Annotated in this window: 21 protein-coding genes and 2 tRNA genes; 8 read left to right on the forward strand and 15 right to left on the reverse strand. The window is 61.5% G+C overall.

Translation table 11 applies throughout. The features are described 5' to 3' along the window. Positions 1–43: 43 nt before the first annotated feature. Together ffh and cysS are read right to left on the reverse strand one after the other, a co-directional pair. Complete coding sequence (gene ffh / locus KIH75_RS03800) at positions 44–1,693, reverse strand: signal recognition particle protein (protein WP_219055471.1); 1,650 nt, start codon at positions 1,691–1,693, stop codon at positions 44–46. Between the two features lie 242 nt (positions 1,694–1,935). Then, on the reverse strand, positions 1,936–3,576 hold the full coding sequence (gene cysS, locus KIH75_RS03805) for a cysteine--tRNA ligase (protein WP_219055472.1): 1,641 nt from the start codon (positions 3,574–3,576) through the stop codon (positions 1,936–1,938). A gap of 102 nt (positions 3,577–3,678) precedes the next feature. Between cysS and KIH75_RS03810 the strand changes: the two genes are divergently transcribed. Both KIH75_RS03810 and KIH75_RS03815 read left to right on the forward strand, forming a co-directional pair. Further along, positions 3,679–4,407 (forward strand): type 1 glutamine amidotransferase, encoded by a 729-nt coding sequence (locus KIH75_RS03810; protein WP_219055473.1) that lies wholly within the window; start codon positions 3,679–3,681, stop codon positions 4,405–4,407. 109 nt (positions 4,408–4,516) lie between these two features. After that, on the forward strand, positions 4,517–6,709 hold the full coding sequence (locus KIH75_RS03815) for an ABC-F family ATP-binding cassette domain-containing protein (protein ID WP_219055474.1): 2,193 nt from the start codon (positions 4,517–4,519) through the stop codon (positions 6,707–6,709). A gap of 110 nt (positions 6,710–6,819) precedes the next feature. Here KIH75_RS03815 and KIH75_RS03820 read toward each other — a convergent pair whose 3' ends face one another. After that, a complete protein-coding gene (locus KIH75_RS03820) occupies positions 6,820–7,656 on the reverse strand; it encodes a hypothetical protein (protein ID WP_219055475.1) in 837 nt (278 codons plus the stop codon). Positions 7,657–7,978: 322 nt separating this feature from the next. Between KIH75_RS03820 and KIH75_RS03825 the strand changes: the two genes are divergently transcribed. Then, positions 7,979–8,518: a hypothetical protein gene (locus KIH75_RS03825; RefSeq protein WP_219055476.1), complete on the forward strand. Its 540-nt coding sequence runs from the start codon at positions 7,979–7,981 to the stop codon at positions 8,516–8,518. Between the two features lie 1,086 nt (positions 8,519–9,604). Here the strand turns inward: KIH75_RS03825 and ilvN are convergent. From ilvN to coaD, 7 genes are all read right to left on the reverse strand, one after another. Beyond that, entirely contained in the window at positions 9,605–10,159 is a 555-nt protein-coding gene (ilvN, locus tag KIH75_RS03830) for an acetolactate synthase small subunit (RefSeq protein ID WP_033523350.1), read from the reverse strand. 13 nt (positions 10,160–10,172) lie between these two features. Next, a complete protein-coding gene (locus KIH75_RS03835; RefSeq protein ID WP_219055477.1) occupies positions 10,173–12,053 on the reverse strand; it encodes an acetolactate synthase large subunit in 1,881 nt (626 codons plus the stop codon). A gap of 171 nt (positions 12,054–12,224) precedes the next feature. Then, positions 12,225–12,986, reverse strand: coding sequence for a ribonuclease III (rnc, locus tag KIH75_RS03840; protein WP_236028023.1), 762 nt, complete (start codon positions 12,984–12,986; stop codon positions 12,225–12,227). An 87-nt stretch (positions 12,987–13,073) separates the two neighbouring features. After that, positions 13,074–13,268 (reverse strand): 50S ribosomal protein L32, encoded by a 195-nt coding sequence (gene rpmF, locus KIH75_RS03845; RefSeq protein ID WP_219055478.1) that lies wholly within the window; start codon positions 13,266–13,268, stop codon positions 13,074–13,076. 108 nt (positions 13,269–13,376) lie between these two features. Further along, the gene (locus KIH75_RS03850) at positions 13,377–13,973 is read right to left on the reverse strand and encodes a YceD family protein (protein WP_219055479.1); all 597 of its coding nucleotides are present in this window, start codon (positions 13,971–13,973) and stop codon (positions 13,377–13,379) included. Between the two features lie 4 nt (positions 13,974–13,977). Further along, a complete protein-coding gene (locus KIH75_RS03855; protein ID WP_219055480.1) occupies positions 13,978–14,829 on the reverse strand; it encodes an ATP synthase subunit B family protein in 852 nt (283 codons plus the stop codon). After that, on the reverse strand, positions 14,822–15,322 hold the full coding sequence (coaD, locus tag KIH75_RS03860; RefSeq protein ID WP_219055481.1) for a pantetheine-phosphate adenylyltransferase: 501 nt from the start codon (positions 15,320–15,322) through the stop codon (positions 14,822–14,824). The genes KIH75_RS03855 and coaD overlap by 8 nt, the downstream gene beginning before the upstream one ends. A 124-nt stretch (positions 15,323–15,446) precedes the next feature. On the opposite strand from coaD, the gene KIH75_RS03865 reads away from it, so the two are divergent. After that, positions 15,447–15,731 (forward strand): DUF3039 domain-containing protein, encoded by a 285-nt coding sequence (locus KIH75_RS03865; RefSeq protein WP_219055482.1) that lies wholly within the window; start codon positions 15,447–15,449, stop codon positions 15,729–15,731. Between the two features lie 156 nt (positions 15,732–15,887). Here KIH75_RS03865 and KIH75_RS03870 read toward each other — a convergent pair whose 3' ends face one another. Next, on the reverse strand, positions 15,888–16,898 hold the full coding sequence (locus tag KIH75_RS03870; RefSeq protein ID WP_219055483.1) for an aldo/keto reductase: 1,011 nt from the start codon (positions 16,896–16,898) through the stop codon (positions 15,888–15,890). A 112-nt stretch (positions 16,899–17,010) separates the two neighbouring features. Further along, positions 17,011–18,333, reverse strand: a complete 1,323-nt coding sequence (locus KIH75_RS03875; RefSeq protein ID WP_219055484.1) for a nicotinate phosphoribosyltransferase — start codon at positions 18,331–18,333, stop codon at positions 17,011–17,013. Between the two features lie 262 nt (positions 18,334–18,595). On the opposite strand from KIH75_RS03875, the gene rph reads away from it, so the two are divergent. Further along, the gene (rph, locus tag KIH75_RS03880) at positions 18,596–19,360 is read left to right on the forward strand and encodes a ribonuclease PH (protein ID WP_219055485.1); all 765 of its coding nucleotides are present in this window, start codon (positions 18,596–18,598) and stop codon (positions 19,358–19,360) included. Positions 19,361–19,483: 123 nt separating this feature from the next. Then, positions 19,484–20,143 (forward strand): non-canonical purine NTP pyrophosphatase, encoded by a 660-nt coding sequence (locus KIH75_RS03885; protein WP_219055486.1) that lies wholly within the window; start codon positions 19,484–19,486, stop codon positions 20,141–20,143. 566 nt (positions 20,144–20,709) lie between these two features. Here KIH75_RS03885 and KIH75_RS03890 read toward each other — a convergent pair. The 3 genes from KIH75_RS03890 to KIH75_RS03900 all read right to left on the reverse strand — a co-directional run bounded on the left by KIH75_RS03890 (position 20,710) and on the right by KIH75_RS03900 (position 22,177). Then, a complete protein-coding gene (locus tag KIH75_RS03890; protein WP_219055487.1) occupies positions 20,710–21,720 on the reverse strand; it encodes an AEC family transporter in 1,011 nt (336 codons plus the stop codon). 239 nt (positions 21,721–21,959) lie between these two features. Then, positions 21,960–22,040: transfer RNA gene (locus KIH75_RS03895), tRNA-Leu, on the reverse strand. A 61-nt stretch (positions 22,041–22,101) separates the two neighbouring features. After that, a tRNA-Thr gene (locus KIH75_RS03900) sits at positions 22,102–22,177 on the reverse strand. A gap of 170 nt (positions 22,178–22,347) precedes the next feature. Here KIH75_RS03900 and KIH75_RS03905 point away from each other — a divergent pair. After that, complete coding sequence (locus KIH75_RS03905; protein ID WP_219055488.1) at positions 22,348–23,709, forward strand: acyltransferase family protein; 1,362 nt, start codon at positions 22,348–22,350, stop codon at positions 23,707–23,709. A 247-nt stretch (positions 23,710–23,956) separates the two neighbouring features. Then, positions 23,957–25,654 (forward strand): glucose-6-phosphate isomerase, encoded by a 1,698-nt coding sequence (gene pgi / locus KIH75_RS03910; protein WP_219055489.1) that lies wholly within the window; start codon positions 23,957–23,959, stop codon positions 25,652–25,654. Positions 25,655–26,052: the final 398 nt, after the last annotated feature.

Consider the following 26,052-nt stretch of genomic DNA (forward strand, 5'->3'; position numbering starts at 1 on the left):
ACTCCCCATCCGGCTTTACCATACGTTACGGCCGTGCGGTCGATCAGCGACCGAACAAGCCCGCGACACCGCCACCGAGATTCGGCGGCAGGTCGGGCATACCGTTCTCATCGGCATCGCCCATCAGATCCTGCAGACCGGCGGGCAGAGCCGGATTCTGCGGCTTCTTGGCGAACGCGGAACCGCCATTGCCACCGGAGGGCTTGCCGGCCAGCTTGTCGCGCAATGCCTTCTCCTCGGCCTCGCGCTTCATCGGATTACCGGACTTGGAACCCTTCTTCTTCTTGCCCTTCTTACCCTTCTTACCCATGGCGGGGCCACCGAATCCAGGCAGTCCGCCACCATTGTTGTTCGACACGCGCTTCATCATCTTCGCAGCCTGCTCGAAACGCTGCAGCAGCGCATTCACCTGCGAGACGGTCACACCGGAACCGAACGCGATACGGCGGCGACGGGAACCGTCGATGATGCTCGGATCGCGACGTTCGGCCGGCGTCATGGAACGGATGATGGCCTCGGTACGATCGACCTCACGCTCATCGAACTGCTCAAGTTCCTTACGATGCGCGGCCATGCCGGGAATCATGCCCAGCAGGTTCTTCATCGGGCCGAGCTTACGCACCTGCTGCAGCTGATCGAGGAAATCATCCAGACCGAAGGAACCCTCGGACAGCTTCTCGGCGGCCTTACGAGCCTCCTCCTCATCGAACTGCTTCTGCGCCTGCTCGATAAGCGTCATGATGTCGCCCATATCGAGGATGCGAGAAGCCATACGGTCGGGGTGGAAGACCTCGAAGTCCTTCAGACCCTCACCGGTGGAGGCGAACAGGATCGGCTTGCCGGTCACGGACGCCACGGACAGCGCCGCACCGCCACGGGCATCGCCATCGAGCTTCGAAAGCACCACGCCGGTGAAATCGACGCCCTCATCGAAGGCCTTGGCGGTCTGCACGGCGTCCTGACCGATCATCGCGTCGATCACGAACAGAATCTCATCGGGCTGCACGGCATCGCGGATATCGCGGGCCTGCTTCATCAGCTCCTCATCGACGCCGAGACGACCGGCGGTATCGATGATCACCGTGTCATACAGCTTCTGCTTGGCCAGCTCCACCGCATCACGCGCGACCTTCACCGGATCGCCCGTGGTCATGCCCGGAACCATCACATCCTCGCCGCCATCGGACTGCACGCCCTTCTCCGGCGCGTACACCGGAACGCCGGCGCGTTCGCCGACCACCTGCAGCTGCGTCACCGCGTTCGGACGCTGCAGATCGGCCGCGACCAGCAGCGGCGTATGGCCGGAATCCTTCAGCCAGTAGCCGAGCTTGCCGGCAAGCGTGGTCTTACCGGCACCCTGAAGACCGGCGAGCATGATGATGGTCGGCGGATTCTTCGCGAAGTTCAGCGGGCGGTCCACGCCGGCGCCCAGAACGTCCGTCAACTCCTCGTTGACGATCTTGACGACCTGCTGCGCGGGGTTGAGGGACTCGGAGACCTCGGTGCCGAGCGCGCGCTCGCGGACGCGGGCGGTGAAGGAGCGGACCACGTCGAGCGCCACGTCGGCGTCGAGCAGGGCGCGGCGGATCTCGCGGATGGTGCCGTCGATATCGGATTCGGAAAGCTTACCTTTGCTCTTCAGGTGCTTGAACGCGCCGGAGAGCTTGTCTGTCAAAGAACTAAATGCTGCCATAATGTTCCCAAGTCTAGCCGCCGCGCGGGAAATATCCGGCCCGTGCCGTGCCGGTGGTCGGCGCGTGTGGCGTCGGGTGGCGCTGGGCACATGCGGTCGCATGACGTCGGGTACCTGCGGCCGGATGGGCGAATGTGTGGTCCATTCGGACGAAACCGATAATAAAGCGACCCATTTGGACGAAAAAGAGCCGGATTTCGTCCAAATGGGTCGCTAATTCGCGGATGCCTGCCGTGTTGCCGTTACTGCAGGGACCAGGTGGAGCCCTGCGGGCCGTCCTCGATGGCGATACCGGCGGCGTTCAGCGCGTCACGGATCGCGTCGGCCTTCGCGAAGTCCTTGGCCTTGCGGGCTTCGGCGCGCGCCTGCAGCTGTTCGGAGATCAGGGCGTCGAGCGCATCATGCTCGGAGGATTCGCCTTCCCCGGCACCACCGGCGGCACCGTTCGCCCACGGTTCGGCCAGCGGATCCAAACCCAAGGTGTCGAGCATGGCACGCACGTTGAGCAGCGCGGCACGCACCTCGGCCTTGGCTTCGGCGGAATCGGCATGATCGGCCAGCTTCGACAGCAGCGTGTTGCCGGAACGGATGGCGGTGAAGATGGCGGCGGTGGCGCCAGACACGTTGATGTCGTCGTTCATCGCGGCGACGAAATCGGCCGGCAGATCGTCGGCGGGAACGGATACGACTTCGGCGCGCGTGGGCTGTTCACCGACGGCGATGCCCGCACGTTCGATGAAATTCGAGACGCGTTCGTAGGCGGACTGCGCTTCGGCGAGCGTCTGATCGGACCATTCCAGCATCGAACGGTACTGCACGCCGCCCAGGGCGTAACGCACCACCCAAGCGGAATTCTCGGCCAGCACGGTCGGCACGGACAGGCCGTTGCCCAGCGACTTCGACATCTTCTCGCCCTTGGCGGTCACCCATGCCGAATGCATCCAGCGGGCGGCGGAATCGTAGCCGGCCGCGCGGGTCTGCGCCATTTCATTCTCGTGGTGCGGGAAACGCAGGTCGAGACCGCCGCCGTGGATATCGAAACCGTCCTTCAGATAACGGTGGCTCATCGCGGAGCATTCGATATGCCAGCCCGGACGGCCCGTGCCGAACGGGGTGTTCCAACGTGCGTCGAGCGGGTCGGAATCCTTCGGAGCCTTCCACAGTGCGAAATCACGCGGATCATGCTTGTCGGGGGAGGCGTCCGCGGGGTCGACGGGGTTGTACTTGTCGTCGCCCGCGTTGTCGACGGACGGGCCCATCGCGTCGGCCACTTCGGAGGCGGCGTCGGCCACGGCGGTCTGCTTCTGGTGGGTCAGCTCGCCGTAATGCGGCCAGGACGCCACGTCGAAGTACACGTTGCCGGTCGGTTCACCGTTTTCGTCGCGCACCACGTAGGCGTGGCCGTTATCGATGATGCGCTGGATCATGTCGATCATGTCGGCCATGTGGCCGGTCGCACGCGGTTCGACGGTCGGCGGCAGCACGCCCAGATCGGCGTAGGCTTGGTTGAACTCGCGTTCGTAGTAGTAGGCGCGCGCCCACCACTGCTGGCCGGCCGCAGCGGCCTTGTCGAGGATCTTGTCGTCGATATCGGTCACGTTGCGCACGAACGTCACCTGATAGCCGAGCTTGAGGAACCAGCGGCGCACGATGTCGAATGCCACGGCCGCGCGGATATGGCCGATATGCGGCGAGGACTGCACCGTCGCGCCGCAGACATACATGCCCACTTCGCCAGGTTTGATCGGTGTGAATGCGCTTACGGCATGCGATGCCGTATCGTACAGCTTCAGTCCGGCGGCTGCCTTGGCCACGCGGGCCGAGACAAGCGTGCTCGGCATGACGGAAGCGTTGAAATCCTGCGGTTCCTGAGTGTTTGCCATAGCACCCCAGCCTAGGCATGAAACCAGACAAGGCATGCGGGCGGTCTCCCGTTACCACGGCAAACGTTTGCAGTTTACGTGGGTCGTGTCACAATAGGGGGTATGACGAAACCGCAGGTGCTGATTGTGCAACATGTTCCGTGGGAGAAACCAGGGCGTATCTTCGACAGCCTTGACGACATGGAATTGCCCTATCAGATCGTGAACATCGCCGGAACGAAAAAGCCGGACTTGCCGAATTTCAACGATCTCGCAGGAGTGGTGCTCATGGGCGGCCCGATGGGGGCGCAGGATTTCGACAAATACCCGGGGCTCAAGGCGGAAGCGAAACTGGTACGCGCCGCGATCGCCGTGAACAAGCCGGTATTGGGCATCTGCTTGGGGCATCAGATCATCGCCACGGCGCTCGGCGCCAAACTCAAATCAGGCAAGGAACCGGAAATCGGTTTCGCACCCATCAAACGCATCGACAAGCACGACTACTTCTCCATGTGGAACAAAAGCATCGACGTGCTGCACTGGCATAACGACGTGGTATCGCTGCCCGAAGGCGCGCAGCCGCTCGCACGTTCCGCCAACACCAAGAATCAGGCCTTCAGATTCGGTTCCGCGCTCGGCCTGCAATTCCATCTGGAAGTCACCCCCACGCTGCTGGAGGAATGGCTCGACGAACCAAGCATGGTCAAGGAGCTGAAAGCGGCAGGCGGGTCGAAATCGAAACTGCGCGAGGATTTCGCCGCATACGATCCACAACTGCAGCCGCTCGCCGATCAGGTGTTCTCCGGCTTCGCGGCACGCTGCAACTCCTACGCCGCGTCCCTGGCACGGTAACGCGGCGCCGCCGTGCGCGGTGAGCGTAAGAAGCAGGGAACAAACGCATAGGAAGCGTTAGGGAATCATCAAGGCGCGGTGTTCCGCCATACCACTACATTGGTGCATTATGCCGACTTATGATTTGGGACTTGAACACGTATCGCTCGCCTTCGCCACCAAAACCATCTTCACCGATGTGACGCAAGGCGTTTTCGAAGGCGACCGCATCGGCATCGTCGGCAGGAACGGCGATGGCAAATCCACGCTGCTGCACCTGTTCCGAGGCACCCAGGAACCCGATTCCGGCCGTGTGACCATGCGCAACGGCCTGACCTTCGGCATGCTCGACCAGCGTGACCCGCTCGACGACAACGCCACCGTGCGCGAAGCCGCGCTTGAAGGACGTGCGGATTACGAGTGGGCGGCGGAAACGAAATCGCGTGAAATCGTCGAAGCGCTGCTCGGCGGCATCAGCCTGGAAGCGAAAATCGGATCGCTGTCCGGCGGCCAGCGTCGCCGCGCCGATCTGGCACGCCTGCTGCTTAAGGATTGGGACATCCTCGCACTCGACGAGCCCACGAACCATTTGGACGTCGTGACGATCCACTGGCTTGCGGAACATCTGAAGAACCGTTGGGGCAAAGGGCAGGGAGCACTGCTGCTCGTCACCCACGACCGCTGGTTCCTCGACGAGGTGTGCGAATCCATGTGGGAGGTGCACGACGGCGAAATCGAACCGTTCGAAGGCGGCTACTCCGCATACATGCTGCAACGCGTGGAACGCGACCGTCAGGCCGACGTGCGCGAAACCAAGCGCCGCAATCTGGCCCGCAAAGAGCTCGCATGGCTGTCGCGCGGCGCTCGCGCCCGTTCCACCAAGCAGAAATTCCATGTGAAGGCCGCGCGTGAGCTCATCGCCGACGTGCCGCCCATGCGCAATACGCTCGAACTGAAGCAGATGGCCACGTCCCGCCTCGGCAAGCAGGTGGTCGACCTCATCGACGTGACGCAGATCTTCGAACATACGCAGGGTGAGGCGTCCTTTGACCCGGATGTGGCCAGCATGGAGGAATCCGCCTCCCGCGTGGACGTGGTTCCGGCCATGTACGCCGAACCGCAGGTGCATGGTTCCGTCGAAGTGGCGGTCGATGATCTGGCCGATCCGCGCCTGGTGGACGCCGGAGTGGCCGGTGCGCAACAGGCCGCGGACAGCGCTCAGGCCGAAGCGGAGGAGCGGCAGGACGCCGACCGTGAGGATGATGATCAGACCGCGCCCGAAGTCACCTCCGCCGCACAGAAGATCACCGTCACCGGGCGTAAGATCCTCGATGACGTGACCTGGCTGATCGGCCCCGGCGACCGTTTCGGCATCGTCGGCGCGAACGGCGCGGGCAAATCGACCCTGCTGAAGATCCTCGACGGCACGATCACCCCGACTGCAGGCCATGTGAATATCGGCAAAACCGTGAAGTTCGCGGTGCTCTCGCAACGCCTCGACGAGTTGGAGAAGCTTGGCAAGTACAAGATCAAGGAAGTGCTGAGCCGCTACAAGCCGAGCTACATCGTGGACGGCAAGGAAACCACGCCAGGGCAGATGATGGAACGCCTCGGTTTCGAATCCGCGCAGCTCATGACGCCGATCAAGGATCTTTCCGGCGGCCAGAAGCGCCGTATGCAGCTGCTGCTCATCCTGCTGGACGAGCCGAACGTGCTCATCATGGATGAGCCCGGCAACGATCTCGACACCGATATGCTCGCCGTGATGGAGGATCTGCTCGACACCTGGCCGGGCACGCTGATCGTCGTCTCCCACGACCGGTATCTGCTCGAACGTGTCACCGACCAGCAGTTCGCGTTGATCGGCGGGAAGATCCGCCATCTGCCCGGTGGCGTGCAGGATTATCTGGACATGACCGAGGCCATCAAGAACGGCAAGGATCCGTTCGCGGACGAGAAGACGGGCGGGCACAATAAGCGCAATGCCACCGGCAACGCTTCCGCCGATTCCGGTAGTTCCGCCGATTCCGGAGATTCCGGCGAAACTGGCGAAACGGGTGCGGCGAAGGATCAGAAGAGCGCTTCCGCAACCCCGAAGCTCAGCGGCAAGGCCTTCCATGAGGCGTCCCGTCGTGTTTCCGCGATCGAGCGCAAACTCGCCAAACTCGAAGAGCAGAAAGCCGACCTTGAACAGCGGATGGCCGCGCACGATCCCAGCGACTACGAGGGCCTGAACAAGCTCAACGAGCAGCTGCAGGAGATCGCCGAAGAGTCCGAAACCCTGGAAATGGAGTGGATGGAGCTCTCCGAGCAGCTGGAGTAGTTGTTACGCAGCCTTCTTCTTCAAATCTCGGCTGAAGGCTTTCGCGAAGTCGGCGGTCAGGCGCCCCATCAGGACATCGCCGCCGGTCTGATGGGGCGCCTGACGATTACCTAGCGAAGGAGATCGTCGAGCAGGTTCTGTGCCAGGTCCAGCGCACTGGCGATGCTGAACCCTGAGGGTTCGTGCGAGATTTCCATGGCGTTGGTCGCTGGGTCGATGCTGTACCCTCCACGCGGCACGTGTTGGAACGTGCCGAACGTGCAAGGTGCCACGCAACAGGAAATCGTGAATAAGACAACATTGCAGATGGCTCCAACACCGTACGCGACCAGAGGCCTGCCATTTTCCAACAGGAGAGCCGATGCGCCGTTGGCAATCAGCATGGGGCGGAACACGAACCACAGCAAGGCCAATTGCGCGATCGCATAGGAAAGGCCGGAAAGCAGCTCCTTGATAACGGACGGCGTTCCGCGGCGGAGCATCATCGGGCGCGTGGGCGAATAGCTTTGTTCCCCGCGCAGTCCGGATCCGAGAAACGCATACCAGCAGGCGGCAGACGGAACGATCATAAGAACGAACGCGAGTTTGGTACTCCAATCAATGCCATAAGACGCCGGCAACCCGGTTTTGCTGACGGTGCTTCCGATAATCAGGCAAGGCAATGCGCATTGCATCACGCAGATAAGGAACTCAACGACCGCAAGCAGCAGCTGAATGCGCGTATCGCGCGTGCGTGCGGTGAGAATGCGCGCATATCGCGGCCCGCTGGTTGCTGCGGAATCGGGTGCAAGACAGGCTGGGCATATACGGCTGCATGCCTGATGATATTTGAGGCATTGCGTGCACCGCACATATTCCCCTGAATCCCATGGAAGCAGCCAAGGCAGCGCGATAAGTGCGAGGCCGATGCACAGCCCCGCAATCGCATGGACGGAATCAATCGTCATCGTCACATTCCCCAACTACGCATAAGCCGGCCGCTTACCCGTCCCGATAACGATGCCTGCATCGCGGCAACGGCTGAGATTTGCTGAACGCCAGAGAGATACAGGGAATTCAGCTCGACTAAGTGCGGATAACAAAGACGCGACGTTTTTCTGAAAACAGCCATTACGCATATGAATCCCCTCCCTGGAATCCCCATCCAGTCTAGCGCCCGAAAAGTTAGCCATTCGTGTGACAGCGATGTGGCATTCCATGCGTCAATGCCATATTCTTGTCGTTACAAGAAACTTTAGCTGTTCTTGTGGAAACCAATGGGGGTGCATTATGAATCAAGTGGCGCGAAGAAGTGCCTGTTGCTTGTTGTCTGCCTTGTTATTGTGCTCATGTGTCGGCTGCGCGAATGCCACACATGAACGTTCCAACGACGGCTCCGTGCAGAGCAGCGGCAAGAATGATGATGCCACAGAACAGGCGTATAAAGCCTTTACCGTGGACGCTCTTGACCGTGTTGCCATCGATGATCTCAATGATTCGGATGAACTGAGTCTAGTGAACAAGCTGGGTGCGAAATCCGTGCATGGCGACGACGCTATTTCGTTTGCAAAACCAGTTGATGACAACAACATGTATTATGTCGTATCCATGTGCAAACAGAAGGAGCAAGCTCCTTATTCGTTTGTTCTCTACAAAGACGGACAGCCACACACGCTGACCACTAGGGAGTCCTGCACGTCTAACGGAATAGAAACAATCTCCCTTCCGGCGAAGGATTTCCCTAAAGCAACCTCATTATCCATTATCAACATAGACAATACGGATCTTATCGTTTCCGTATATGAAGTAAAGGAAAACCATCATGAGTAAATGGAAATGATAATTCAATTTGCTCGATGGGCTATCGGAATTATCAGGGACAGTGACCATTCTTCATTTTGTCTGATTTCGGTATGTGGCCTGCTTTCGGTTGGCTTCATCCCAGACTCTTTAAACAGACAGCCTCCACTTTCCCGGAATCGGACAAATTTGGCCCATTTTTGTCTGATTTCGGTATGTGGCCTGCCCTCGGTTTTCCAAGCGGATCTGTCCCGTCTTCTCCTGGACAGCTCCCCACTACCGGAATCAGACAAAATCAGCCTATTTTTGTCTGATTCCGGTTCAGTCCAGCCCAAGCTTCTCCTGAACGACCCTCACTACCGGAATCGGACAAATTTGGCCCGATTTTGTCTGATTTCGGTATGTGGCCTGCCCTCGGTCTCCTCAGAGGGTCTGCCCCGTTTCCTTCTGAATGGCCCTCACTACCGGAATCGGACAAAATCAGCCTATTTTTGTCTGATTCCGGTTCAGTCCAGCCTAAGCTTCTCCTGAACGGCTCTCCTTACCGGAATCGGACAAATTTGGCCCGATTTTGTCTGATTTCGGTATGTGATCTGTCCTCGGTTTCCCAAGCGGATTCGTTCCGCTTCTCCTTGAACAATCCCCGCTACCGGAATCGGACAAATTTGGCCCGATTTTGTCTGATTCCGGTTGAGCTTGCCGTACTTTCCCTGAATGACTTTCCCTGAATGGCCCCTGCGCTCCCGAAATCAGACAAAATTGCCCCATTCTTGTCTGAAAACGGGGCGAGGGGGCGGACAGGCGGCTACTTGGCTTATTCGGGTCAGATTTCGGGGTTTGCAAAATACTAGGTGGCTTATATATGGCACCCAAACCCGGAAAACCCAAGTACAAACGTTGCAATTCCGCGCCCAGTACCCGCGGTATCACGCTTTACGTGCCATAGATAAGCCACCTGGCAAAATCCCAACCCCCAAATCCGCCATAAATAAGCGAGATAGCCCCCGCAAAGGCCGACCGAGCCCTCCCGGTCATCCCGACCTTCACCGGAACCAACCAAAAAAGGCTTTCCCGAATGGAACGGGAAAGCCTTAAGGAATAGGTTTGCCGAATTGATCAGCGACCGGTGATTTCGGAGCCGAGCACCTTCTCGCTCAGCGCCTTCGGGCCGCGGGTCACGGCGACCGCGCCGGAACGCACCAGTTCGATCACGCCGTAATGCTCCAGCAGACCGAGCAGCGCCTCGATCTTGTCTTCGGAACCGGTGGCCTCGATGGTCAGCGATTCAGGATTCACATCGACCACACGCACGCGGAACATGCGCACGATCTCCAGCACGTCGGAACGGCAGGAGACGTCGGCCGCGACCTTGATGAGCACGAGTTCACGCTCCACGGTGGAACGCGGGTCGAGTTCCACGATCTTCAGCACATGCAGCAGCTTGTTGAGCTGCTTGATGATCTGCTCCAGCGGAATGGCATCCACGTCGGCGGTCACCGTGATGCGGGAGATGTCCGGGCGCTCGGTGGGGGAGACGGACAGCGAATTGATGTTGAACGCACGACGCGCGAACAGGCCTGCCACGCGGGCCAGCACGCCGGGGCGGTTCTCCACCAGCACGGACAGCGTGTGACGCTCGGAGCCAGGCTGGGATGCAGGATATTGAGGCATGGGTTCTCTCCTCTCAGTTCTCGCCGGCGATATCTTCGCGCAACGGCTTGATACCGGGCATGTACGTCACATCGTCGTTGGAGGCGCCGGCGGCGACCATCGGCCACACCATGGCATCCTTCCACACGCGGAAGTCGATCAGCACCGGGCGATCGTTGATCTCGTTCGCCTTCTTGATGCATTCGATGGCGTCTTCCTTGCTGAACGCGCGCATGCCGACGCAGCCGTACGCTTCGGCCAGCTTGACGAAATCAGGCACTTCGACGGGCATATCGCCGTTGGCTTCCATCTTCGCGCCATCCTCGCCGTGCGCCTCACCGTCAAGCAGGTTGGTGGCGGAATAGTGCTGGCCGTAGAACAGCGTCTGCCACTGGCGGACCATGCCGTACACGGAGTTGTTCAGCAGGGCGATCTTCACCGGAGCATGGTCGAAGAACGCGGCGGCCAGCTCCTCGGAGGTCATCTGGAAGGAGCCGTCGCCGTCGATCAGCCACACCGGACGACCATTGCCGCCGACCGCGGCACCGATGGCCGCGGGCAGGCCGTAGCCCATCGTGCCGAGACCACCGGAGGTCATCCAGGAGTTCGGACGCTTGAAATCGATCAGCTGCGCGGCCCACATCTGATGCTGGCCGACGCCGGTCACCCACAGCGTATCGTCCGCAGCCTGATCGGACAGCTGCTTGACCACCCACTGCGGCGCGAGCGAACCGTCCGTAGGCTCCTCCCACGTGATCGGGTACTTGGCACGCCACTCGTCGATGGCGTTCCACCACGGCTTCAGATTCGGCTTGCCATGAATGGCCTGGGAGCGTTCGATCTCGGGAATCAGATCCTTGAGCACGGTGGAGACATCGCCCACAATCGGTACGTCGGGCTGACGGTTCTTGCCGATTTCAGCCGGGTCGATGTCGATGTGGATCACGCGCGCGGCGGGCGCGAACGTGTCGAGCTTGCCGGTCACGCGATCGTCGAAACGGGCGCCGATGGTGACGAGCAGGTCGCAGCGCTGCACCGCGCCGGTCGCCGCGATGGTGCCGTGCATGCCGAGCATGCCGAGCACCTTCGGGTCGGAATCGGGGACGATGCCGCGGGCGGGAAGCGTGGTGACGATGGGCGCGTCGGTCAGATCGGCGAGCTGCTTGATCAGATCGCCGGCCTTGGAACGGGTCGCGCCGCCGCCCACGTACAGCACGGGGCGGTAGGACTGCGAGAACAGCTTGGCGGCGTCGGAAAGCACGCGGCCGTGCGCCTTGGTCGTCGGATTGTAGCCGGGCAGGATCATGCGCTGCGGCCAGGAGTAGTACATGTCGCCGGTCTGCGCGGTCTTGGTCACATCGACCACGACCGGGCCGGGGCGGCCGGAATTGGCCACGTAGTAAGCTTCGGTGAGCACGCGCGGAATATCCTGGGCGCTGGTCACCAGATAGGAGTGCTTCACCATCGGGTAGGTGGCGCCCACGATGTCGGCCTCCTGGAACGCATCGGTGCCGATGGCGTTCACGCCGACCTGACCGGTGATGACGACCATCGGCACGGAATCCATGTTCGCGTCGGCGATCGGGGTGATCATGTTGGTCGCGCCGGGGCCGGAAGTGACGATGCACACGCCCACCTTGCCGGTGGCCAGAGCGTAGCCTTCGGCGGCATGGCCGGCGGCCTGCTCGTGACGCATCAGCATGAAGTGGAACTTCGTGTCATCCTTGATTTCGTCGTACACCGGCAGGATCGCGCCGCCCGGAACGCCGAAGACGTCGTCGACGCCCAGATCCTCCAAAGAACGGACCAGCGCCTGCGCGCCGGTCATTTTCTCGCCATCGATGATGGTCTGCGTATCGTCGTGCGGTTCCTTGGGCACGGCGCTGAATGCCTGCAGAGGGGTAGGTAGAGCCATTGTTCCTCTCACATCTCTTTATGCTATGTTTCATGCGTCCGCCGGCTCGTGGCCGGTTGTTGCGCTTTGTCTTCCAAGTCTATTCAAAGAGCCAACATTTGCGTTGCGCGGCTTACGGTGTGGACATTCACGCCGTAAGCCGCGCAATACAAGGGAAAATACAGGGTTGGCTCAGCCGAGCTTCTTCCATGCGTCCGCCGCGGCGGCCAGCTGCGCCTTACGCTTGGACGTCCCCTTGCCCACGCCTAGGATCTCCTCCTCGGCGCCCAGCGAGACGCGTGCGGTGAACATCTGCGCGTATTCCGGGCCGGAAACTGCCATATGGTACACCGGTTCGCCCTTGCCGAGCTGGTGGGCCTTCACCGTCAGCGAGGTCTTCCAATCCAACGCGGGGCCTTCGGTGGCGACTTCGGCCAGCGTATCGTCGATCAGACGATGCACCACTTCGCGTGCGCCGTCGATGCCGTGTTCGAGGAACGTCGCGCCGATCAGCGATTCCACGATGTCGCACAGGATCGAGCTTTTCTGCGCGCCGCCCTGGGCCGCTTCGCCGCGTCCCAGCAGAATGTACGGTTCCACATGCAGTTTGGTGCGGGCGATGGCGCTCAGCGCCTCCTCGCTCACCGCCTTCGCACGCATCTTCGCCAGTTCGCCTTCGCTCATATCCGGATGCAGACGGAACAGCGTTTCGGTGGACACGAGTTCCAGAACGGCATCGCCGAGGAATTCGAGACGTTCGTAATGCTTCGAACCGGGGTGCTCGTGCGCGAAGGAGCGGTGGGTGAGCGCTTGGACCAGCAGATCGGGGCTGATGGTGGTGCCGAGCGCCTCCAGCAGTTCGTCGGTGGGGAGCTTGTCGTCGTCGCCGCGCTTATAGGTGCGCACGGACGGCTTGTGCTGTGCTTCGTCCTTGTGCTGTGCTTCGTCTGTCATGATTTTCTGTCTTCTGCTTCCTTGGAATAATGAAAAGCCCCGCCACCCGTCGATGGCAGGGCTTTATTCATGCTTGTCCAGCGTGACTCACTTGGTGTGGATCGACTGGATAGCCTCACGGTAGACGCGGCCGCGGAAGGAACCGCAGCTCGGGCAAGCAACGTGCGGCAGGGACGGAGCGCCACAGTTCGGGCAGCTCACGGTAGCCGTAGCGGTCGCCTTCCAGTTCGCGCGACGCGAATGAGTGTTGGCGCGCGAGGTCTTGTACTTAGGCAGTGCCATTTCAGTATCCTCTGTTTCGTTCGAACATTTGAGCTTAAGCGTTCAGTACTTTAACGCAACGTGCGTACAAATGTCGTTCGTGTCCTTGCGCCGGCACGCGTGTCGCGGTCAGTCCTGCTGTTCGCTTTCCAGTTTCGCCTTGAATTCGGCCAATCCGGCGAAACGGATGTCGGTCGTCTCATGGGCGTGATCGGGATTCTCGTTGAGATCCACGCCGCACTGGGAGCACAGGCCGCGGCAATCCTCGCGGCACAGCGGCTGCAACGGCAGTTCGTCCACCAGCGTGTCGCGCAGCAGTGCTTCGAGATTGGCGAACGCGCCGTTGTCGAACAGCGGGTAGGTGTCTTCGGACTCCTCCTCGCCGGCGATGATGTCCACCTCATCCGGCTGGTTGCGGTTGTCACGCTCGTCCTTGTACGGGAAGAACGCGGTGACATGCGTGGTCCAATCGCGCTTGATGGGCTTCAGGCAGCGGGTGCATTCGGCGTGTACGGGGGCGTTGATGCTGGCGTTGAAGACCAGACCGTCGACGATGGAGTCGAACGACCCGTTGACGTGCACGGGTTCGCCTTCCTTCACGCCGATGATCTCGTCGCCGATGCCGCTGGGCGCGGGGAAGTCGGCGTCGATCTGCTTGGATTGCCCGGCTCGCGACGCGACCTGCGCGACGGGTACGGTCCAAGGTGAATTTTCGATATGCGGCATGGTGCTAGGCCTCCGGGTAGTCGTTCTGGTCCACGTGCGGAAGTTGCTCGGCTGCGGCGCGCTGGCGTTCATGCAGCACGTTCAGACCGGCATCCACATCGCTGGTGAGTTTAGTCAATTGCTGGCGCAGGCCTTCCATGACCTTGGCGGAATAGTCGTCGGCGCCCTGCGTGAGATGGTCCGCCTTGGCCTGTGCCGTGTTCAGGATGGTGCGCGCCTTCTGCCTGGCCAATTCGGTCACGTTTTCCTGACCGGCGAGGAACTGCGCCTGGTCGTTGGCTTCCTTGATGGTGTCGGCGGCGCGGCTTTGGGCGGCGGCGACGATGGCGTTCGCTTGGGTTTGCGCGCTTTCCAAACGGCGTTCCGCCTCGCGCATCAGCGCGGACGCGCGTTCGAGCTGCACGGGCAGCATCTTCTTCAACTCGTCGAGATTGGCCATGAGCGCGTCGCGGTCGACCTTCACCAGACCGGGGGAGAAGAATCCGCCTTTCGCCTCGTTCAGCGTGTCTTCGAGCTTGCCGATCACGTCGTATACGGTGGTGAACTCGTTGTGGCTCGGATCCTCGTCGTCTTCGGCGTTCTCCCGCAGGTCGGGCAGCGGGAACGGCGATTTGAAGGAGGGCTCGCCGCTCTTGGGCGCATCGTCGGTTGCGTCGCCGTCAAATGCGGGTTCGGATGCGACCGTCTCGCTCAACGGCGTGGCCGTGCCCGTGGGCGGCATGGGCGCCGGTGCCGGGGGCATGGGCGCGGCGCCGGTCTGTGCGGGCGCGTTCTCGTTATCCGTCATGTCGACCACCGGGTCGCCGGTCAGATCCACATATCCGGTCGGGTGCTCGACATCGTTCTGCTCACTCATGGGAGATCCTTTCCTTCTGTAGCGCCTCTTCCAACATCGGTATCACGCAATCCGGCACCATGCCCGTCACATCGCCGCCGTGGCGTGCGACATCCTTGACGATGGAGCTTGAAATATGTTCAAGCACGGGATTCGCGGGTAGGAACAGCGTTTCGATGCCGGCGATCTGACGGTTCACCAGGGCCATGCCCAGTTCCGCTTCATAGTCGCCGTTCTGGCGCAATCCCTTCACGATCACGCTGGCTCCCACCTGTCTGCAATAGTCCGTGATCAGTCCGTCGGTGGACGAGACGACCACGTTTCCGCAGCCTCGATCCGCCAACGCCCTACGGATGATGTCCACGCGGGCCTGCGCCGAAAACATCGGTGTTTTGGCCGCATTCACCGCGACCACCACATGCACTTCGTCGAAGAAGCGCGTGCTGCGCTCGATTACGTCAAGATGTCCGGCGGTTACGGGGTCGAACGAGCCGGGGCATACTGCTTTGGTCATACGAATAGCCTACCTCTTCATACGGCAGGATACGGCGTACGCGACGCGGGAGACGAGAAAACATTATGATGGAAGTCGGTATGACATGGAGTCGGTATGACGAACGCGTAAGGAGCTTATCGCAATGAACACGTATCTCAATGACGGCGATCCGCAGTCCACGCCGGATTCCGGCGCGGGCACGTCGGTTCTGGAACGTCCCGAGGTCAAGGAGGAGACCCAGCGTTCCGACAATGGCGACGCGGACCGTTACGCGCATTATGTTTCGAAGGATCGCATCGCCGAATCGCGCATGACCGGCAGGCCGGTGGTGGCGTTGTGCGGCAAGATCTGGGTGCCGAAGCGCGACCCCTCCCAGTTCCCGGTGTGCCCGGATTGCAAGCGCATCTACGAGGAGATGTTCCGCTGACGCCCGCCGGGCTTGCGAACCTCCCCAAGACGAATCGAGGCCCGTTCGCGCATATGCCGTGCGCGAACGGGCCTCGTTCGTTGTTGGCCGGTTGTTGGCCGTTTGCTGACCGGTTATCAGCCGTGATTGGCGGTGATTGCGCCGTGCGGCCGTGCGTCAGCGCTGGGAGATCTCGTCGATGCGGGCGAGCTCCTCATCGCTGAACTCGGTGTTGCGCATCGCGCCGATATTGTCCAGAATCTGCTGCGGCTTGGAAGCGCCGACCAACACCGTGGTGACGGCGTCATCATGCAGCAGCCAGGCCAACGCCATTTCGGCCAGCGTCTGCCCGCGTTCGGCGGCGATGTCGTTCAGCTCACGGATCTGCTGCAGGCGTTCCGGCGTGAGCGCGGAATTCTGCAGGAATCGCGGATCCAACGCGATACGGCTATCCGCCGGCACGCCGTCGAGATACCGGTTCGTCAGCAGACCTTGGGCCAGCGGCGAGAACGTGATCAGCCCCTTGCCCAACCGCTTGGTGGTCTCCTTCAGACCGTTCCGCTCCACCGTACGGTCGAAGATGTTGTACTTGTTCTGATTGATGATGAACGGAACATGCAATTCGTCGAGGATCGCGGTGGCCTTCTCCAGCGTCGGACCGTCATAGTTGCTCAGACCCACGTACAGCGCCTTGCCGCTGGCGACCGCGGTGGCCAGCGCGCCCATGGTCTCCTCAAGCGGGGTGTCCGGATCCATGTGATGGTGGTAGAAGATATCCACGTAGTCGAGGCCGAGACGCGTCAGGCTCTGATCGAGCGAGGCGAGCATGTATTTGCGCGAACCCAGATCGCCGTACGGTCCGGGCCACATCTCATAGCCGGCCTTGGTGCTCACGATGAGTTCGTCGCGATGATGACCGAAATAGTCGTGCAGCAGCTTGCCGCAGTTGCGTTCCGCGCTACCCGGTTCGGGGCCGTAGTTGTTGGCCAGGTCGAAATGCGTGATGCCGTTGTCGAAGGCGGTGAACACGAGCTGCTTCATATGCTCGTAAGGGGTCAGATCGCCGAAATTATGCCAGAAGCCGAGCGAGATGGCGGGAAGCCGCAGGCCGGATGTGCCGCAATGGCGGTAGTCCATGGAGTCGTAACGGCTGGGGGAAGGCGTGTATACGGTAGTCGGTTCGAACATGATGCAATCCTTCATTGGAATGATCGGATGGACGAACCTATGGTAGCGCGGGAGAGACCGCGGGGAAGCCGGGGAGTGTCCCGATGGGTTCCCGACTTCCCCGCGGCGGCGGTCACAGCACGGTGATTTCGGTGGGGATGACCGGATCGCCCTTCATGAGGCTCTGCGCGGTGATCGGCAGTTCGTTCAGCGCCGCGGCGCGGTAGTCGTGCGCACGCATGATCGCGTCATGACCCTGCCAGCTGGAATCGATCTGACCATGATCGACGTAATCGACCAGCAGATCCTTCCAACCCTCATCCGGCGTGTAACCGGCGAGCTTCTCCTCGGAACCGGAGATCACATGCTCGGCGTCGGCCAGATTGTATTCGTAGGAACGGTAGGCGAGCTTGCGGCCCGGAGTGGTGGCCTTGTCCTTGCTCTTCTTCATGACCGGCGCCATCACGCCGTCCGCGCCCTCGCGCTCGGTCAGCTTGTACACCATGGCGCAGGTGGGTGCGCCCGAGCCGGTGACCAGCATGGTGCCCACGCCGTAGGAATCCACCGGCGCGGTCTGCAGCGCGGCCAACGCGTACTCGTCCAGATCGTTGGTGACGGTGATGCGCGTGTTCGTGGCTCCCAGCGCGTCCAGCTGGTTGCGCACGCGCTGCGCCAGGGAGGCAAGGTCGCCGGAATCGATGCGCACGCCGCCCAGTTCGGGGCCGGCCACCTCGACGGCGGTCTTCACGGCCTCCTCGATGTTGTACGTGTCCACCAGCAGCGTGGTGTTCCTGCCCAGCGCGGCAATCTGCGATTCGAAGGCGCTGCGCTCATCGTCATGCACCAGCGTGAAGCAGTGCGCCGCGGTGCCGATCGCCTTCAAGCCGTACAGCTGTGCGGCCAGCAGATTGGCGGTCCCCTGGAATCCGCCCACCACGGCGGCGCGTGCGGCGGCCACGGCCGACCATTCGTTCGTGCGGCGTCCGCCCATATCCATGCACGGACGGTCCTTCGCGGCGCTGACCATACGGCTTGCGGCGGAGGCGACCGCGGAATCATAGTTCAGGATCGACAGCACCAGCGTCTCCAGCAGGGTGCACTCGCCGAACGTGCCTTCGATCTGCAAGATCGGGGAGTTCGGGAAGAACATCTCGCCTTCGCGGTAGCCCTTGATGGATCCGGAGAAGTGGAAGTTCTCCAGCCAGTCGATGGTTTCGGGGCTCACCACCTTGCGGTCGGCCAGGAATTTCAGGTCCTCGCCGTCCAGATGGAAACGCTCGAGCGCGTCGAGAATACGGCCGGTTCCGGCGACCACTCCGTAACGCCGGCCCGCGGGCAGATGCCTGGTGAACACTTCGAACACGCACTTGCGGTTCGCGGTGCCGTCCTTCAGGCAGGCGTCCAACATCGTGTACTCATACATGTCGGTCATAAGAGCCGGCGAATAATCCACCATTCTTCTGTCCTGTCTCGTGGTGACTGGTGGTCGGGGCGGCCGTCAGGCGACGGATGGGCGACTGATAGTCACCCCGACTAAATGTTATTCAGACTGTAAGCCGTGGAACGCTCTCGCGCAACGGGAAAGCTCGCCACGCGAACGGGGAGCGCGGGAGCGGGCGTTGGCATGGGTGTGGAAGTGGGCGCGGGCGTGCGGGGTTTGACGGCGTGAGGACGGCGTGAGGACGGCGTGAGGACGGCGTGCGCGTAAGCTGGGGCGCATGGTTGAAATCACAGATATGTTGGGTGAACGTTCCATTGTCCGTGCGGATGGTCGCAAGGTCGACGAGTTGCGACCGGTGCGCATCACGCGTCATTTCACGGACGCTCCGGAAGGTTCCGTGCTCATCGAATGCGGTAATACGCGCGTCATGTGCACGGCCACCTTCACCGCCGGCGTGCCGCGCTGGCGCAAGGATTCCGGACTGGGCTGGGTCACCGCCGAATACGCGATGCTTCCAAGGGCCACTGCCGAACGCACCGACCGTGAATCCGTCCGCGGCAAGATCGGCGGCCGTACGCACGAGATCAGCCGTCTGATCGGGCGTTGCCTGCGCGGTGTGGTCGACATGAAGGCGCTGGGCGAGAACATGATCCAGATCGATTGCGACGTGCTGCAGGCCGATGGCGGCACGCGCACCGCTTCCGTGACCGGCGCGTACGTGGCGCTGGCCGACGCGTTGGACTGGGCGGAGCAGCATAAGCTCATCCGTTCCGCCAAGAAGGTGCTCACTGATTGCGTGTCCGCGGTGTCGGTCGGCGTGATCAGCGGCACGCCCATGCTCGACCTGCCGTACACGGAAGACAGCTCCGCCATGACCGACATGAACGTCGCCATGACCGGTTCCGGCGCGTTCATCGAACTGCAGGGCACCGCCGAACATCGCCCGTTCACCCGCGAGGAGCTTGGTACGCTGCTCGACCTGGCCGAGAAGGGCAACAAGGAACTGCAGGAGGCTCAGCGCGCGGCGCTCGCCGAGGACTGAGCGCCGGTTCGGCGTTATCGGCGTTTACGTTCATGACGTTCATGACGTTCATGGTCGTGAGAATGCCGAACGGAATCACACGGAATCACACGGAATCACGGAAACGGAATCAAAGGAGACAATATGCGCATCATCGTCGCCACGCATAACGAAGGCAAACTCAAGGAGATCCGCCGCATTCTCGCCGAGGATCTGGGCGAGACGGCCGAGCAGGTGGAACTGGTTTCCGCCGGTTCGCTGAATCTTCCCGACCCGGTGGAGGATGGCGTCACCTTCCAAGAGAACGCGCTGCTCAAGGCGCGTGACGTGGCCGCCCGTACCGGTTGCCCGGCCATCGCCGACGATTCCGGTCTGATCGTGGATGTGATGGGCGCGGCCCCGGGCATCCTGTCCGCGCGCTGGGCCGGCGAACACGGCAACGACAAGGCCAACAACGCGCTGCTGCTGGCCCAGCTGGCCGATATTCCGGACGCCAGGCGCACCGCCCGTTTCCGCTGCGCCGCCGCGCTGGTGGTGCCGGGCGAGGCCGATGCCGCGCCGTACCCGATCGCGTCCGAAACCGTGGAGCTCGGCGAGATGCCGGGCGTGCTGCTGCATGAGGCGCACGGAACGAACGGTTTCGGCTACGATCCGCTGTTCGTGCCGGGCGATCAGCCCGCGCGCGCCGTTGAGGCCGGTGAACGACTCACATCGGCCGAAATGACCCCGGAGGAGAAGAACGCCATCTCCCATCGCGGCAAGGCGTTGAAGGCCCTGGTCCCCGCAGTCCGCGCCCTGTTCTGACACATCCGCCGGTTCGCGCGTCATTCCAACTTCCGCTGGTTCGCGCGTCGCTCCGGCTGGGGCGTGCATTACCGAAATCGGACAAATTTCCCCTATTTTTGTCTGATTTCGGTTGAATAAGCGGGTGAATTGTGGCCGTGCTATTCCCCTCGTGTCACTCATTACCGGAATCGGACAAAATCGGCCTGTTTTTGTCTGATTTCGGTTGGGGTGTGCGTTACTGAAATCAGACAAATTTCCCCCATTTCTGTCTGATTTTGGTTGAATAAGCGGGTGAGTCTGTAGCCGTGCTATTTCCCGTGCCACTCATTACCGGAATCGGACAAAATCGCCCTGTTTTTGTCTGATTTCGGTTGGGGTGTGCGTTACCGGAATCAGACAAATTTCCCCCATTTTTGTCTGATTTCGGTTGAATAAGCGGGTGAGCCTGTAGCTGTGCTATTCCCCTCGTGTCACTCATTACCGGAATCGGACAGATTTGGGCTGTTTTTGTCTGATTTTGATTGGGGTGGAGGAGAGGAAGATGCGGGGCCGGGGCGTGGGGTCGGAGTGCGGGAGACGCGGAATCACATGCCCATTGCGGCGAAGAGATAGTGCGCGCCGGTCATCATGATCAGGCTCAGCACGGCGGTGATGGTCAGTGAGAATCCGGCGAGCTTGGCGTTGCCCAGAACCCGGTCGGTGAACAGCGTGGAGAACACGGCGATCGGCGCGAGGCAGCACAGCGCCACGGCTTCGCGGATCGACGCGGAGAACGGCAGCAGGAACCATGCGGCGGCGGCGAACGCGATCGCGAATGGCACGCGCCAGCCGATCACCGTCAGCACATCCTTCACATCACGGTGCGAGGCGGGCAAGTCCATCAGCATACCCACCATGAGCATCGCGCAGAACGAGTTCGCGTTCGACAACGGCTGCACCATCGTGGCGATCCAGCCGGGAATCTTCACCTGGGCGAGCGTGAGCACGATCATCAGCATGTACACGTCGAACGGCACTGACCCGAAGAAGCCCTTCATCACATTGCATATCAGCGCCTTACGTGCCAAACGGCGGGCATCCTTATCCTTCGGCTTGACGTACGGCAGGGTCGGCGCATCGCCGGCATGCTGTTCGCTCAGCGTCTTGCCTGGCTGGATGTGCAGCAGCTGCTGCGTCATCACGTTGGTTCCGGCCGCCACCATCACGCAGTTGCCGATATCGAACATGGCCGCGGGCACGATGGCTGCGGTTCCCAGAAACGCGGAGACCACGGGGAAGCAGAAGCAGCCCACGTTGAATCCCGACCCGTTGAGCATCATGAACGCCCGTCGCGCCACGGGTTTGCGCATGGTGGCGAGGAAGATCACGATGGGCGGGATGGATGCGACGATCAAGCCGAATACGGAGATCCACAGCAGTTTGATCTCATGCGGGTTCGTCGCGAACGAGTAGACGATCGCGCCGGGCAGTACGAGGTCGAAGATCGCCGTCTGCATGATCTTGTAGTCGCGTTGCCCGAAGAAACCGGCGCGTTTGAACGCATAACCGGCCAGAATGATCAGCAGTAGTGCAATGGGTTGGATAAGCGCCGACATTCTCGTTCCCTGCCTCTTCTCATCTTCATCATCTTCTCATCTTCATCATCGTCCCGCGTTCCGAACGCCACGCCCGTGGTCGCCTGCGGGCTCATCGTGCGGAACCGGTTGCCATGAACCGGTTGTCATCTTAGGCGTGACGCCGCGAATACGCGCGTGCCCTTCCACAAGTGGGATGGATGAGGGGAAAAGCGGACGGAACAAGCGAAACATGGTCGATCCATGATGTTCCTGAAAGGTGCGCGAGATGGGACTTGAACCCACACGTCAAAGACACAGGAACCTAAATCCTGCGCGTCTACCAATTCCGCCACTCGCGCGTGCCATCCGCCGTCGGCGGATATGCAAAACCCTAGACGGGCGGAAACCCATCTAGGGTGATGGAGCCACTTGTCAGAATCGAACTGACGACCTGCTCATTACGAGTGAGCCGCTCTACCGACTGAGCTAAAGTGGCGATGCTGGTGAATCGTATGCACGATCCACGCACAAAACGATTAGTGTACCGGAAAGTGTGAATTTGTCCAAATCGGCCGGTCCGGCACGTCGCGCGACCGGCATGACGGCACCGTTATGCGGGTGGGTGCGTCCCGGCCGCACGGCCTTGGCGCGGTTATTCTGTTAGACATGGCAACACGGTCAACCAGTCAACGAGCTTCACGCACTTCCGACGCGCGGCATACGCCCGAACACGTCGCGAGCGGCGTGCCTGTAGTGCCCGCAGCGTCTGTAGTGCCCGCAGCGTCCGCAGCGGCGGCACCCGCAACCCCCCGCGGCAAACGCCTGATCTCCATCGAAGTGCTACGCCTGCTCGCCATCGTCGGCATCGCCGTGTTCCATACTTTCCTGCAACTTTATGTCCAAGCGATATGGATGGGCCCGCAACCCTCCGCCGCCGACGCGGCCAACCCCGTCTCCGCGCTCGCGGCCTCCCATGGCGCGATGTGGATCGTCGCCATGATCATGTACTGCGGCGCGTGGGGCAACCATATCTTCTTCATGATTTCCGGGTTCTTCCTCATACCGCGCATGTGCATCGCGTGTCGATCCGACGGCTACTGGGGTCGGCAGCTGCGAGCTACCGGGCGGCGCGTGGTGATGCTGCTGGCCACGGTCGTGTTCTATCTGCTGCTCACCGTGGTGGTTGGACATCTGCTGGCGTGGGAGAGGAGCTCGCGCTGGACCGATCTTATCTACGAACTGGAATTCGTCTGGTTGTATCTGGTGTTCGTCGCGCTCGCCCCGGCGATTGCCTGGGTGATGGGCAGGCTTGGCACTCGCGCGAGCGCCGTGCTGGTCGGCATCATGCTCGTCGCCGTATACGCGCTGAACATCTACGTGGCGTGCACTTGGCAGGCGCAGTATGGGCAGCGCAGCCTGCTGGATTGGCGCAAGCAGATGAGCGCGGTCAGCTACGCCGCGTCGTTCATATTGGCGGGACTGCTCGGTTGGGCACTACGGACAATGAAGGACCGCTCGACGGCGCGTCCCCTGTGGTCCGAGCGTCGATTCTGGACGCGCGGCATCGTCATCCTGATCGTGGCCGCCGGTGCGATCACGGGCATCATGGCCATGCGGACGACGTATACCGCACTGTACGCGCTGTCGTTCAAATCGACTTCCCTGATATCCTTCGCGCTCGCGGTTTGTGCACTGATGGCCGCGGCATGCCCGCCGCGTCACGCCCATGGCCGTGGCGTATCCGCCCGCGTCGGGGATGCCGTCACGGCGCTCGCTTCAGGCATTCTCGGTTTCTATGTTGTGCAGACGCTCGCCCATGCGCCGTGGGATGCCATTGATGCGCGCTTCCTGCAGCCGCTGCTGACCGGTGCCGCGGCGTTGCCTGCCGGCTCTACGGCGGCATTCCTGGGATTGCTGCGTTGGATTGCGCTGGGTGCGGTGTGCTCGCTGGTCTACGTCGTCGTGATTTGCCTGTTCGATCGCTTCGTCCGCCGTCCGCTGCTGCGGGCCGTTCATCTGTCGAAATGACGGTCTGTGCGGGGTGTCGTCATGAGTACGTTTGCATCCTTGCGATTCCCCGCGTGTTGCGTGCCTGATGTGCGCTAATCGGCGGTGTGGTGAGCGTTTGTGGGCGATTATGTGCGCGGCTTGCGAACTTATGTGTTCCTGTGTCCTCTTTTGTGAGTATCTTGGTACGTGGAAGGAGGCGGTGACGCACGCCATATTCAGGGCTTGAGCCACTGCTTCATGGTGATGATGAAAGGACCAATTACACATGGCCATCAATCCTCCTGTTGATGCAACTAAGACCCCGGAATGGGCCGCCCTGCAGAAGCACTTCGATGAGCTGCAGGCCGAAGGCGTCAGCCTCAAGAAGTGGTTCGCCGAAGATTCCGAGCGCGTCGAGAAGCTGAGCTTCGACGCCGGCGATCTGCACTTCGACCTCTCCAAGAACCTGATCAAGCCGGAAACCCTCCAGCTGTTCGCCAACCTGGCCAAGGCCGTCAAGCTCGAAGAGCGCACCAAGGCCATGTACACCGGCGTGCACATCAACAACACCGAAGACCGCGCCGTGCTGCACACCGCGCTGCGTCGCCCGGTCGAAGACGAAGGCAAGTACATCGTCGACGGCCAGGACACCGTCAAGGACGTCCGTGAGGTTCTCGGCCGCATCTACGCCTTCGCCGACAAGGTTCGTTCCGGCGAATGGACCGGCGTGACCGGCAAGAAGATCGAGACCGTGGTCAACATCGGCATCGGTGGTTCCGACCTGGGTCCCGTCATGGTGTACGAAGCGCTGAAGCCGTACGCCGACGCCGGCATCTCCGCCCGTTACATCTCCAACATCGACCCCAACGATCTCGCTGAGAAGACCAAGGGTCTCGACCCGGAGACCACCCTGTTCATCGTCGTCTCCAAGACCTTCACCACCCTGGAGACCCTGACCAACGCTCGCGAAGCCCGCACCTGGCTGCTTGAAGAGCTCAAGGCCGCCGGCGCCATCGACGGTTCCGACGAGAAGAACGCCGAAGCCATCAAGAAGCACTTCGTCGCCGTCTCCACCAACCTGGAGAAGGTCGCCGAGTTCGGCATCGACCCGAACAACGCCTTCGGCTTCTGGAACTGGGTTGGCGGCCGTTACTCCGTCGACGCCGCCGTCGGCACCTCCCTCGCCGTGGTCTTCGGCCCGGCCCGCTTCGAGGAGTTCCTGCACGGCTTCCACGAGATCGACGAATACTTCGCCAACACCCCGTTCGAGAAGAACGTCGTCGTGCTGCTCGGCATCCTGAACGTGTGGTACCGCAACTTCTTCAAGGTCGCTTCCCACGCCGTGCTGCCGTACGACCAGTACCTGCACCGCTTCCCGGCCTACCTGCAGCAGCTGACCATGGAATCCAACGGCAAGTCCGTGCGTTGGGACGGCACCCCGGTCACCTCCGAGACCGGTGAGATCTTCTGGGGCGAGCCGGGCACCAACGGCCAGCACGCCTTCTACCAGCTGATCCACCAGGGCACCCAGCTGATCCCGGCCGACTTCATCGCCTTCGTGAACACCCCGAACCCGACCAAGGACGGCGACCAGGACGTGCACGAGCTGTTCTTGGGCAACTACTTCGCGCAGACCAAGGCTCTGGCCTTCGGCAAGACCGCCGACGAAGTCCGCGCCGAGGGCACCCCGGAGGAGATCGTCCCGGCCCGCGTGTTCACCGGCAACCGTCCGACCACCTCCATCTTCGGTGTGGCTCTGACCCCGTTCGCGCTCGGCGAGCTGATTGCCCTGTACGAGCACATCACCTTCGTTGAGGGCACCGTGTGGGGCCTGGACTCCTACGATCAGTGGGGCGTCGAGCTGGGCAAGCAGCTCGCCAAGCAGATCACCCCGGCCATCTCCCAGGATGACGAGGCTCTGGCTGCTCAGGACGCTTCCACCCAGTCCCTGATCAAGTTCTACCGCGCACATAGGGAGTTCTGATCTTCGATCAGAACGCTGTGCTTAGCGACGCATGCGACGCTACCGCTGCATGCTGCTACGGACAGTTCACTGGACTGTCCGTCATAGGGAGTTCTGATCTTCGATCAGGCGTTACCCCGTTTCCCCTATTGGGGACGCCGGTTAGTCCGGCGGGGGAGGTAGCGAAAGGTCCGTCCGCGGATGCGGGCGGGCCTTTCCGCGTATCCGGGCGCATGTCGCCGTACGTCAAAAGGAGCCTGTAAGCTTGAACGTTGATGTGCCGAGAAGCGGGACGCCGCATAATCCCGCTGCTCAACAGGTCCAGCCGTACGGTCGGAATGATCGGAATACGGCGGATTGGCACCACTCCGAGGGCAAACCCGAGGAGAAACCAACAGGCATATGCGCCGCAACGGCGA

This window comes from Bifidobacterium pongonis (assembly GCF_019331805.1).
Classification (GTDB): domain Bacteria; phylum Actinomycetota; class Actinomycetes; order Actinomycetales; family Bifidobacteriaceae; genus Bifidobacterium; species Bifidobacterium pongonis.